Source organism: Streptomyces sp. NPDC090741 (assembly GCF_044769045.1).
Lineage (GTDB): Bacteria > Actinomycetota > Actinomycetes > Streptomycetales > Streptomycetaceae > Streptomyces.
In genome coordinates this window covers 174,909-186,365 of the sequence record NZ_JBIVXF010000009.1, presented here as the reverse complement: position 1 = coordinate 186,365, position 11,457 = coordinate 174,909, and the positions used below count along the sequence as shown (strand labels likewise).

Here is an 11,457-nt window from a genome sequence, read left to right as displayed (position 1 = left end):
AAGAAATGAAGACTTCCGCAGCGGGGCGGGCATCATTGCCCGGCGCGCGGCGCCCTGGTCTGATGCCCGGCGGACACGGGATCGAAACCGCCGAGTAACGGACTACTTATGTCACAGGCTGCATAGTGTCTCACTGCCTGCGCGGTCAGCCTACGGCTCCGCCGATCCAGGTTCCCAGGACGTACGTCACACCCGCGGCCGCGCCGCCCAGCAGCAGCTGCCGCAGGCCGCTGTACCACCAGCTCCGCGCGGTGACCCGGGAGACGACCGCGCCGCAGGCGAGGAGTCCGGCCAGCGCGAGCAGCACCGCCGGCCACAGGGACGTGGCGCCGAGCAGGTACGGCAGTACGGGAAGCAGCGCGCCCAGCGCGAAGGAGCCGAAGGACGAGACCGCGGCGACCATCGGCGACGGCAGGTCGTCGGGGTCGATCCCGAGCTCCTCGCGGGCGTGGATCTCCAGCGCCTGCTCGGGGTCCCGGGACAGCTGCATGGCGACCTCGCGGGCGAGCGACGGCTCGACGCCGCGAGATACGTACAGCTCGGCCAGCTCCTCCATCTCGTCGACGGGGTGCTTGCGCAACTGCTGTCGTTCTATGTCAAGTTCGGCGAGGACCAGCTCGCGCTGCGAGGCGACGGAGGTGTACTCGCCGGCCGCCATCGAGAAGGCTCCGGCCGCGAGGCCCGCCAGCCCGGTGATCACGATGGTCTGCGGGGCGACGGCGCCGCCGGCCACGCCGGTCATCAGCGCGAGGTTGGAGACGAGCCCGTCCATCGCACCGAACACCGCAGGTCGCAGCCATCCGCCGTTGACGTCGCGGTGGGTGTGGTTGTCGCGGTGCGCGGTGTGCAGCGGTGCTTCGATGTCGATGATGGACATGACGGATTCCTCCCCTTTTGTACGAGCGGGTACGCGGAACCACGCCCTGCGCGACGCGCGGGCACCCACTCCCCCGGAACACCTCGAAACTACGCACGATTTCTGCCGCCCGCCAGCAAGGAAGGCCGTACTTACCTGGGGTTTCGCGGGTCGGCGACCGGGTGACGGGAGCCTGGGCGGGGTGTTTCGCGGCGAGCGACAAACCACATGCCATGGCACAAATCCCCCAAGGGCTCATGATGAGCCCCATCCACAGTGGGAGAGGCGCGCCATGGAGCCGATGAAGCTGATTGCATGCAATCCGCAGGTCCTCCTCGAACGGGCCAGGGGCGCTCTTCTCGGCCTCGCGGCGGGGGACGCGCTCGGCGCCCCCGCCGAGAACATGAAGCCCTCGGAGATCCGCGCGAAATGGGGCCGCATCGAGGGCTTCGTGTCGGACGATCCCGCGGGCACCGACGACACCGAGTACGCGATCTTCTCGGGGCTGCTGCTGGCCCGCCACGGGTCGGCGCTGACCGTCTCGCACGTCGAGCGGGCCTGGCACCACTGGATCGCCGACCTCGACGAGGGGCCGTTCCGGGGCGCGGGCTTCAGCGAGCGCGGCACGCTGGAGAACCTCCGCCGGGGCCTGGCCGCCCCCATCTCCGCCCAGCACCGCCACGCCTGGTCGGACGGCCTGGCCATGCGGGCGGCCCCCTTCGGCGTCTTCGCGGCCGGCCGCCCGGCGGAAGCGGCCCGGCTCGTCGCCATCGACGGCTCGGTCAGCCACGACGGGGAGGGCATCTACGGCGGCCAGGCGGTCGCGGCCGGTGTCGCGGCGGCCATGGCGGGCGGCTCGCCCGCCTCCGTCATCTCCGCGGCCCTGTCCGTGATCCCGTCCGACTCCTGGACGGCCCGCTCCCTGCGCCGGGCGGTGACGGCGGCCCCGCGCGGCGAGCGGGCCGTGCGCTCCGCCGTGGTGATCGGCGGCTACCCCTGGACCGACCTGGCCCCGGAGGCGGTCGGCCTGGCCTTCGGCGCCTTCGCCACCTGCGGCGGCGACTTCGCCTCCTCGGTCCTCACGGCCGTGAACATGGGCCGGGACGCGGACACCACGGCGGCGGTGGCGGGCGCCCTCTCCGGCGCCCTGTCGGGCGTCACCGCGATCCCGGAGGAGTGGGCCAAGGCCATCGGCCCGGTCCGCGGCTCCTGCCTCCCCTCGATGCGCGGCTACCACGTCCTGGACATCGCGGACCTCCTCACCCCGGAATCCGAGACCCCCCGATGACGCCCCCCGCCGTCCCCCCGAACCCGCCGGCGATCGACGCCGCACCGGGCGCGGAGGTGCGTACCGCCCCCGCCGGGGCCGCGCCGACCCGCAGCCCCCGGCCCGGGGCCGGGGAGGCCCGCGTTCCCCAGCCCCCCGCCGGGGTCCGGCGGATCGAGGGGGTGCTGCTCGGGCTCGCCGCGGGAGACGCCGCCGGGTGGCCCGCCGCCCGGCACCGCGCCAGCCGCATGCCCGAGTGGACCCGCCGCCTCACCCGCGAGCTCGACACCTTCGCCGAGCACAACCAGACCACCACCCTCCCCGTCCCCATCGCCCTCAACCAGCCCCCTGAACCCCTGCGCCTCGGCCCCTCCGACGACGCCGAATGGGCCGCCTTCGCCGCCGAATCCGTACTCACCGCGGCCGGCGTGCTGCTCAGCGACCTCAGCCGGTCCCGCCGTATGCGGGCCGCCATCGACCTCGCCTGGAACGCCCTGGCCAGCGAGATCGCCGCGGCGGCGGAGCGCGCCCCCGAGGTGGAGTCCGCCGTCCTGCCCCTGCGCGCCCGCATCTCCGTCCGGGCCGGCCTCGGCAACCTCGCCGCCGGCCTGCGCCCGCCCGCCACCGGCCACGACAACCCGCACTACTTCGACGACGCCGCCTGCGTCCGCGCCTGCGTCCTCGCCGTCGTCCACCCCGGCGACCCGGCCGCGGCCGCGGACCTCGCCGAGTTCGACGCCCGCTACACCCAGGACGGCGACGGGGTCCACGGCGCCCGCGCCATGGCCGCCGCCATCGCGGCCGCCCTCGCCGGCGCCGACACCGACACCGCCGTCGACGCCGCCCTCCGCCAGCTCCCCGAGGCCACCGAGATCGGCCGCAACGCCCGCCACGCCGTCAAGCTCGCCCGCGTCCACGCCGAGGGCGGCGCCTTCGCCATCGTCCCCACCCTCGAACACGAGATCGTGGACCACGTCTACAGCTACGGCATCGCCGCCGCCGAGACCGTCCCCGTCGCCCTCGCCCTCACCACCGCCGCCCGCGGCCGCGCCGCCGAGGCCGTACCGGCCGCCGCCTGCCTGTCCCGCGTCGCGGACTCCGCACCCGCCCTCGCCGGGGCGCTCACCGGCGCCCTCGGCGGCGGCGACTCGATCCCGGCCGCCTGGCGCGAGGCCTGCCGCACCCTCTCCGGCTGCTCCCTCCCCCGCCTCGCCGGCACCGATCTCGTCGAACTCGCCGCGCTGCTCGCTCGTACGGAACTCACCTCACCCAAGGGATGATTCGGACATGACGCTCACTCTCGAAGACCGGGCGGCCGGCTGCCTCGTCGGAGCCGCCGTCGGCGACGCGCTCGGCGGCCCGGTGGAGGGCTGGTCCCCGGACCAGATCGTGGAACGGCACGGCGGCCGCGTCCACGGCATCGTCGGCCCGTGGCACGAGGACTGGCGTACGGCCCGCCCCATCGCCCCGTACCACAAGGGCGACGGCCACGTCACCGACGACACCCTCATGACGCATGCGCTGGTACGGGTCTACGAGACCGTACGGGACCACCTGGACGCGTACGCGATCGCCGAGCACCTGGTCCCCGACCTGATGACGAACCCGCGCTGGATCCCCGAACTGGAGGCGGAGGCGCTGCCCTTGCAGCGGATCTTCCTCGCGGAGAAGTGGATCGTGAGCCGCCTGCACTACGGGCACGTCGACCCCCGCGAGGCGGGCAGCGGCAACATCGTCAACTGCGGGGCGGCGATGTACATGGCGCCGGTCGGCATCGTCAACGCGGGGAATCCGGCGGGCGCGTACGCGGAGGCGCTGGACATCGCCGGGGCGCACCAGTCCTCGTACGGGCGGGAGGCGGCGGGCGTCTTCGCGGCGGCGGTGGCGGCGGCGTGCGTGCCGGGGGCGACGGCCTCCTCGGTGGTGGACACGGCCCTCGCGCTGGCCAAGGACGGCACGCGGGCCGCGATCGCGGCGGTGTGCGAAGCGGCCTCGCGCCACCGGGACTTCGAATCGGCCCTGGCCCCGCTCCGCGCGGCGGTGGCCCCGTACGACTCGGTCGGCCCGGACTACCGCGCCCCCTCGCTCGGCGCCCGCCGCCCCTCCCGCCTCCACGCGATCGAGGAACTGCCGATCGCGCTCGGCATGCTGGTCGTCTGCGACGGGGTGTACGAGGGCTCGGTGCTCGGCGCCGTCAACTACGGCCGGGACTGCGACTCCATCGCCACGATGGCGGGGGCGATCGCCGGAGCCCTGTCGGGCGTCTCGGCGGTCCCGCCGGCCTGGGCCAAGGAGGTGGCCGAGGCCAGCCGCCTCGACCTGGTCGCCCCGGCGACGGCCTTGGCGGCGGTGACCCACGAGATCTTCACGCAGGACCGGGCCCGCCGCCGGGCCCACGAATCGGCCTTCCTCGCCCTCGCGGACCTGCGATGACCGCCTGCGACCCCGCCACCGCGCCGGCGCCGCCACCCACCGAGCCGCCCCGGGGCGGCGGCCCGGACCCCGCGCCCTGCGCCGGGCGGGGCCGGGCGGCTCCCCGTCCGGCCCCGTGCCCCGGCACGGGAACCCCGGGGGCCGCGGCCGTACGGCTCACCTGGGTCCAGCCGGAGGACCTGGTCGGGCACGAGCTGCGCCAGGCCGCCGAGGACGGGCGGGACGCGGGGCCGCTGCTGCGCGTCTGGCTCGCGGCCGGCGGGCCCCCGGCGCCCGACCGGGCCGGCGCCTCCCCCGCCCCGGCCACGCCGGAGCTGCGCACGCTGGCCTCCCGCCTGCTGGACGAGCTCGCGGAGCTCCCGTCCCCCCTGTCCCCGGACGAGCCCACCCTCTGGCCCGACATCCGGGCGACCTGGCCCGGGCCCACCACGCAGCCGCCGGACACGGTGCCCGGCCACGCCGGACCCCGCCGCCCGGACCACCCGGCCCCGGAGCGCACCGGTCCCGCGCAGGCCACGGGGGCGAGCGCCGGGCCGGACGGCCCGGCCCCGCCGCCGGGTCCCCCGGGCTCCGCACCGGCCTGCGCCGCAGCCCCCGGACCCGCCGGCCAGGACTTGTGCCGGATGCTGGAGGCGGCCTGGACCGGGCGGGCCGTCGGGTGTCTGCTGGGCAAACCCGTCGAGAAGCTGCCCCTCGCCGGCATCCGGGCCCTCGCGCGCGCCGCGGGCAACTGGCCGCTGGACGACTGGTTCACCGCGCGCGGCGTCCCCGCGGAGCTGCTGGCCGCCCATCCCTGGAACCGGCGTTCCGCCGCCACCTCCCTCGCCGAGAACATCGACGGCATGCCCGAGGACGACGACCTCGACCACCCCCTGCTCGGGCTCCGGCTGCTCCAGCGCCACGGCAAGCGCTTCACCACCGCCGACGTCGGCCGGCTCTGGCTCGACGAACTGCCCGCCGGGCGGACCTTCACCGCCGAGCGCCTCGCGTACCGCAACCTCCTCCAAGGGGTGGAGCCCCCGGCCACCGCCACCCACCACAACCCCTTCCGCGAGTGGATCGGCGCCCTCGTCCGGGCCGACGTCCACGGCTGGACCAACCCCGGCGACCCGGCCGCCGCCGCGGCCCAGGCGTACCGGGACGCCGCCCTCACCCACACCGGCAACGGCCTGTACGCCGCCCTGTTCACCGCCGCCGCCGTCGCCGAGGCCGCCGGCGGCCGGGCCGACGTCCACACCGCGCTCCGGGCCGGGCTGGCCGTCGTACCGCCCCGCTCGCGCCTGGCCGAGGCCGTCCGCCACGCCATCGCCACCGCGCACCGGTACGCCGATTTCGACCGCGTCGTCGACCACCTCCACGAGCGGTACGGCCGCTACCACTGGGTCCACGCCGTCCCCAACACCGCCCTCATCGCCGCCGCCCTCACCCATGCCGACGGGGACTTCACCCACTCCGTCTGCCGCGCCGTGTCCGGTGGTTGGGACACCGACTCCAACGGCGCCACCGCCGGCTCCCTCGCCGCGCTCGTCGACCCGGGCGGCGTCCCGCACCGCTGGTCCGCCCCCCTCAAGAACCGCCTCGCCACCACCGTCCCCGGCTTCGACGGCATCGGCTTCGACGCCCTCGCCCACCTCACCGCACAGGAGGCAGCCCGCCCATGACGGCCATCGCCGTGCTCGGCAGTACCAACATGGACCTCGTCGCCTACGTCCCCAAGGCCCCCCGCCTCGGGGAGACCGTCACCGGCCACGAGTTCCGCACCGTCCCCGGCGGCAAAGGCGCCAACCAGGCCGTCGCCGCCGCCCGCAGCGGCGGGGAGGTGGTGATGATCGGCGCGGTCGGCGCCGACGGGTTCGGCGTACGGCTGCGCTCCGCGCTCACCGCTGCCGGGGTCGAGACGACGGCCCTGCGCACCGTCGAGGGCGCCAGCGGCACCGCGCACATCACCGTCGACGACGAGGGCGGCAACAGCATCATCGTCATCCCCGGGGCCAACGCCCACGTCACCGGCCTGGAGGCCGGTGACGAATCCCGCATCGGCGCCGCCGACTCCCTCCTCCTCCAGCTCGAACTCCCGCTGTCCGCCGTCCTCGCCGGCGCGCTCGCCGCCCGCGCCCACGGCGTCCGTACGGTCCTCACCCCGGCCCCCGCCCAGCCGCTGCCCGCGCAGCTCCTCGCCGCCACCGACCTGCTGGTCCCCAACGAGCACGAGGCCGCCGCCCTGACCGGGCTCACCGACCCGTACCAGGCCGCCGAGGCCCTGCTCCACCAGGTCCCGGAGGTCGTCATCACCCTCGGCGCGGCCGGTTCCCTCTACGCCGCCCGCGGGCGGGAGCCGCTGACCGTGCCCGCGCCCCGGGTCCGGGCCGTGGACACCACCTCCGCCGGGGACACCTTCGTCGGCGCGCTGGCGGTGGCCCTCGGGGAGCGGCGCCCGATGCCGGAGGCGCTGCGCTGGGCCTCGGCGGCGGCCGCGCTCTCCGTCCAGCGCCCGGGAGCCCAGGACTCGATGCCGACCCGCGCCGAGACGGACGCCTTCGCCGCGGCAGACCCCGCGGCCGCACCCGCACCCGCCCCCGGAGCCTCCTCGTGACCCCCGGCCAGGGGCCCCTGCAGGGAGTGCGGGTGCTGGACCTCGCCACCCTCTTCGCCGGGCCCCTCGCCGCCACCCTGCTCGGCGACTTCGGCGCCGACGTCGTCAAGGTCGAGCACCCCGTGCGCCCCGACCCCTCGCGCGGCCACGGCCCCGCCAAGGACGGCATCGGCCTGTGGTGGAAGATGCTCGGCCGGAACAAGCGGACGATGACCCTCGACCTGTCCACCCCCGGCGGGCGCGAGACCCTGCTGCGGCTGGCCGCCACCGCCGACGTGGTCATCGAGAACTTCCGCCCGGGCACCCTGGAGAAGTGGGGCCTGGGCTGGCCCGAGCTGTCCGCCGCCAACCCGCGGCTGGTCCTGGCCCGCGTCACCGCCTTCGGCCAGCAGGGCCCGTACGCCCACCGCCCCGGCTTCGGCACCCTCGCGGAGGCGATGAGCGGCTTCGCCGCGATCACCGGGGAGCCCGACGGGCCGCCGACCCTGCCGCCCTTCGGCCTCGCCGACTCGATCGCCGCGCTGACCACCGCGTACGCCGTGATGACCGCGCTCGCCGGGCGCGAGAGCACCGGACACGGGCAGGTGGTGGACCTGGCCATCATCGAGCCGATCCTGACCGTGCTGGGCCCGCACCCGCTCTGGTACGACCAGCTCGGCTACGTCCAGCCGCGCACCGGCAACCGCTCCACCAACAACGCCCCCCGGAACACCTACCGCAGCGCCGACGGCCGCTGGCTGGCGGTCTCCACCTCCGCGCAGTCCATCGCGGAGCGCGTCATGCGGCTCGTCGGCCGGCCCGAGCTGATCGCCGAGCCGTGGTTCGCGACCGGCTCCGGCCGGGCCGCGCACGCGCCCGTACTCGACGAGGCGGTCGGCGGCTGGATCGGCCGCCACAAGGCCGATGACGTGGTCGCCGCCTTCGAGGAGGCCGAGGCCGCCGTGGCCCTGGTCTACGACGTACGTGACGTCATGGCCGATCCGCAGTTCGCGGCCCTGGACAGCGTCACCGAGGTCGAGGACCCCGAACTCGGCCCGCTCCGGATGCAGAACGTCCTGTTCCGGCTGTCCGAGACCCCCGGCGGGATCCGCTGGGCCGGCCGTCCGCACGGCGCGGACACCGACGCCGTACTCACCGAACTCGGCCTGTCCGAGGCCGAGATCAGCGCACTCCGGATGGAGGGGGCCCTGTGATCCTGACCTGGCTCTACGTACCCGGCGACCGCCCGGAGGTGGTCGCCAAGGCCCTGCACTCCGGGGCCGACGCCGTCATCGTCGACCTGGAGGACGCGGTGTCGGCCTCCCGCAAGGAGTACGCCCGCGCCGCCACCGCGGAACGGCTGGCCGAGCGGCCCCCGGTCCCGGTGTTCGTCCGCGTCAACGCCCTGGACTCCCCCTGGGCCGGCGCCGATCTCACCGCCCTGACCGGGCTGCGCGGCCTGGCGGGGCTGCGGCTGCCGAAGATCACGGCCCCGGAGCAGATCGCCGCCGTCGCCCACCGCACCGGCGGGGTGGCGCTCCACGCCATGCTGGAGTCGGCGCTGGGCGTGGAGCGCGCGTACGAGATCGCCCGCGCGCACCCCGCCCTGCGCGGGCTCTCCCTCGGCGAGGCCGACCTCGGGGCCGATCTGGGCATCAGCGCCGAGTCGGGGCTGGACTGGCCGCGCTCCCGGGTGGTGATCGCGGCCCGGGCGGCGGGGCTGGCCCCGCCCGCGCAGTCGGTCTTCCCCGACATCCGGGACCTGGAGGCGCTGGCCGTCTCCTGTGCGCGCGGGCGGGCGCTGGGTCTTCTGGGCCGGGCGGCGATCCACCCGCGCCAGCTGCCGGTGATCGAGCGGGCCTACCTGCCCGGCCCCGCGGAGGTCACCGCCGCCGAGGAGATCGTCGCGGCCGCCCGCCGCACCCCGGGGGCGGTGGCCCTGCCGGACGGCCGTTTCGTCGACCCGGCGGTGCTGGCGGGCGCGGAACGGGTCGTCGCCCTCGCGCGCCGGGAATCGCCCGTCCTTTCCTGACCCCGGACGCACGAACGGGAGGGGCGCCGCGCGGTGTGCGCGGCGCCCCTCCCGTGTGGTCCGGGAGTCCCGGTCAGAGCTTCTTTGCGGTCTTCGGAGCCTCGGCGTCCGCCGTCCCGGCGTCCTCGGTCGCCTCGGCGGAAGCGGCCTCGGCGTCCGTCTTCGGCTCGGATTCCCCGTCCCCGGAGTCCTTCGCCTCGGCGGCGCCGTCCTTCGGCTCGTCCTTCGTCTCGCCGTCCGCCTCGTCCTTGGTCGCGGGGTCGGATGCCGCAGGCCCGCGGTCCGGCTCCACGACCTCCTCGCGGCCCGGCCGCAGCTTCGCCGACAGCACGAGGTAGACCACCGCCAGGATGAAGACCACGATCGAGGTCCACACGTTCAGCCGGACGCCGAGGATGTGGTGGGCCTCGTCGACCCGCATGTACTCGATCCAGCCGCGGCCCACGCAGTACGCGGCGACGTACAGGGCGAACGCCCGGCCGTGGCCGAGCTTGAAGCGGCGGTCGGCCCAGATCACGAGCGCGGCGACGCCGAGGCACCACAGCGACTCGTACAGGAAGGTCGGGTGGTAGGTGCCGGCGACCCGGTTGGGGCCGTCGCTGATCTCGACGGCCCAGGGCAGGTCGGTGGCCCGCCCGTACAGCTCCTGGTTGAACCAGTTGCCCCAGCGGCCGCAGGCCTGGGCCAGCGCGATACCGGGGGCCAGGGCGTCGGCCCAGGCCGGCAGCGGGATGCCGCGCAGGCGGCAGCCGATCCAGGCGCCCACCGCGCCCAGCGCGATCGCGCCCCAGATGCCGAGGCCGCCCTCCCAGATCTTGAAGGCGTCGACCCAGTTGCGGCCCTCGCCGAAGTACAGCTGGTAGTCGGTGATCACGTGGTAGAGGCGACCGCCGACCAGGCCGAACGGCACCGCCCACACGGCGATGTCCGCGACGGTGCCCGGCTTTCCGCCGCGCGCGATCCACCGCTTGTTGCCGAGCCAGACGGCGACGAAGACGCCGATGATGATGCAGAACGCGTAGCCGCGCAGCGGGATCGGTCCGAGATGGATCACGCCGGTCGACGGGCTGGGGATATAGGCAAGGTTCATGGCAGAGCCGACGCTACCCTGCCGGGCGGTACGGACCGCAACCCGCCCGGCAACCTGGCGCCAAATCGAGACGGGAGGGGATCAGTCCTCGCCGGCCCCCTTCGCTGCCCCGGCCGAGCCGGCCCGCGATCCCGTCCCGGTGGAGGATGACTTCGCCACGGCCGAGGAAGAGGCCGACGGCGATCCGGATCCCGCGGTCTTCGCCCCCTTCGCGGAGGCGCTCGGCGAGGCGGAGTGCGAGGACGAGAGCGACGGGGACGGAGACGGCGAAGGCGAGGCGTTCGCGCCCCCGGTGCCCTTGGCGGCGGCCTCCACCTGCTCCTTGAGCTTCTGCGGGGTCACCGGGTTGGCCTGGTCGGCGAAGATGTCCTTGCCGTTCAGCAGCACGCTCGGGGTACCCCGGAACTTCCCGGCGCGGAAGGCCTCGTTGGACTTGTTCACCCAGCTGTTGTGCGTCCCGTCCTCGACGCACTTGCGGAACTCCGGGGTGACCAGCCCGTCCACCTTGCCGGCCAGCTCCAGCAGCTTGGCGTTGTTCCCGTACGCGTCGTCCGTCTCCTGCGGCTGGTTCTCGAACAGGACGTCGTGGTACGCGGGGAACTTCCCGGCGTCCTGCGCGCAGGCGGCCGCGTTGGCGCCCTTCAGCGAGCCGCTGCCGCCCATGTTCCCGTCGATCAGGGTGACCAGGTGGTAGTCGACCTTGAGCAGGCCCTTGGCCTCCAGCTCGTGGATCGTGTCCCGGTAGCTGGTCTCGAAGGACTTGCACGCCGGGCAGCGGAAGTCCTCCCACACCGTCAGCGTGGACTTGGCCTCGGGCTTGCCGGCCTGGATGGCGAGCGCGTCCTTGCCGGTGGCCCCGGAGGGGGCGGTCACCGGGCCCCCGGCCGCGGACTTGTCGCCCTTGCCGGTGTTGGCCGCGATCAGGCCGACGACGGCCGCCAGGCCGAGGACGCCGACCACGGCCGAGGCCACGACGATGGTCCGCCGCCGCTTCTCCCTCTTCTTCTCGCGCTCGCGCTCCACCTGGAGCCGCTCGCGGGCCGATCGTTTCGCATCGCGGTTCGCACCGTCGTTCTTCTCGCTCACGTTCGGCCAAACGAAGCGGGGAGGCACTCGCGTGCCTCCCCGCTCCCACTTCCACCCGATCGGGCTACGGAACCCGCTCAGGGGTTCGCGCCGCCGATCGAACGCGCAAGGCGCCCGACGG

At 75.1% G+C, this 11,457-nt stretch carries 8 protein-coding genes and 2 pseudogenes; 7 read left to right on the top strand and 3 right to left on the bottom strand.

Annotation, left to right across the window (positions count from 1 at the left end; all coding sequences use genetic code 11):
- Positions 1-145: 145 nt before the first annotated feature.
- Positions 146-877: a VIT1/CCC1 transporter family protein gene (locus ACIQU4_RS24530; RefSeq protein ID WP_403734464.1), complete on the bottom strand. Its 732-nt coding sequence runs from the start codon at positions 875-877 to the stop codon at positions 146-148.
- Between the two features lie 280 nt (positions 878-1,157).
- On the opposite strand from ACIQU4_RS24530, the gene ACIQU4_RS24525 reads away from it, so the two are divergent.
- The 7 genes and pseudogenes from ACIQU4_RS24525 to ACIQU4_RS24495 all read left to right on the top strand — a co-directional run bounded on the left by ACIQU4_RS24525 (position 1,158) and on the right by ACIQU4_RS24495 (position 9,160).
- Positions 1,158-2,144, top strand: a complete 987-nt coding sequence (locus ACIQU4_RS24525) for an ADP-ribosylglycohydrolase family protein (RefSeq protein WP_030155889.1) — start codon at positions 1,158-1,160, stop codon at positions 2,142-2,144.
- Entirely contained in the window at positions 2,141-3,403 is a 1,263-nt protein-coding gene (locus tag ACIQU4_RS24520; RefSeq protein ID WP_403734460.1) for an ADP-ribosylglycohydrolase family protein, read from the top strand. The genes ACIQU4_RS24525 and ACIQU4_RS24520 overlap by 4 nt, the downstream gene beginning before the upstream one ends.
- A gap of 7 nt (positions 3,404-3,410) precedes the next feature.
- A complete protein-coding gene (locus tag ACIQU4_RS24515; protein ID WP_403734457.1) occupies positions 3,411-4,556 on the top strand; it encodes an ADP-ribosylglycohydrolase family protein in 1,146 nt (381 codons plus the stop codon).
- Positions 4,553-6,217: an ADP-ribosylglycohydrolase family protein gene (locus tag ACIQU4_RS24510; protein WP_403734454.1), complete on the top strand. Its 1,665-nt coding sequence runs from the start codon at positions 4,553-4,555 to the stop codon at positions 6,215-6,217. Before ACIQU4_RS24515 ends, ACIQU4_RS24510 begins: the two co-directional genes overlap by 4 nt.
- Complete coding sequence (gene rbsK, locus ACIQU4_RS24505; RefSeq protein ID WP_403734452.1) at positions 6,214-7,149, top strand: ribokinase; 936 nt, start codon at positions 6,214-6,216, stop codon at positions 7,147-7,149. Before ACIQU4_RS24510 ends, rbsK begins: the two co-directional genes overlap by 4 nt.
- Before the next feature lie 2 nt (positions 7,150-7,151).
- Positions 7,152-8,342, top strand: a pseudogene (locus ACIQU4_RS24500) (CaiB/BaiF CoA transferase family protein); the annotation flags it as partial.
- Positions 8,339-9,160, top strand: coding sequence for an HpcH/HpaI aldolase/citrate lyase family protein (locus ACIQU4_RS24495; protein WP_403734450.1), 822 nt, complete (start codon positions 8,339-8,341; stop codon positions 9,158-9,160). The pseudogene ACIQU4_RS24500 and the gene ACIQU4_RS24495, both read left to right, overlap by 4 nt.
- A 73-nt stretch (positions 9,161-9,233) precedes the next feature.
- Here the strand turns inward: ACIQU4_RS24495 and lgt are convergent, their stop codons facing one another.
- Both lgt and ACIQU4_RS24485 read right to left on the bottom strand, forming a co-directional pair.
- Entirely contained in the window at positions 9,234-10,250 is a 1,017-nt protein-coding gene (gene lgt / locus ACIQU4_RS24490) for a prolipoprotein diacylglyceryl transferase (protein WP_403734447.1), read from the bottom strand.
- Positions 10,251-10,544: 294 nt separating this feature from the next.
- Positions 10,545-11,336: pseudogene (locus tag ACIQU4_RS24485) on the bottom strand (thioredoxin domain-containing protein); the annotation flags it as partial.
- Positions 11,337-11,457 lie beyond the last annotated feature (121 nt).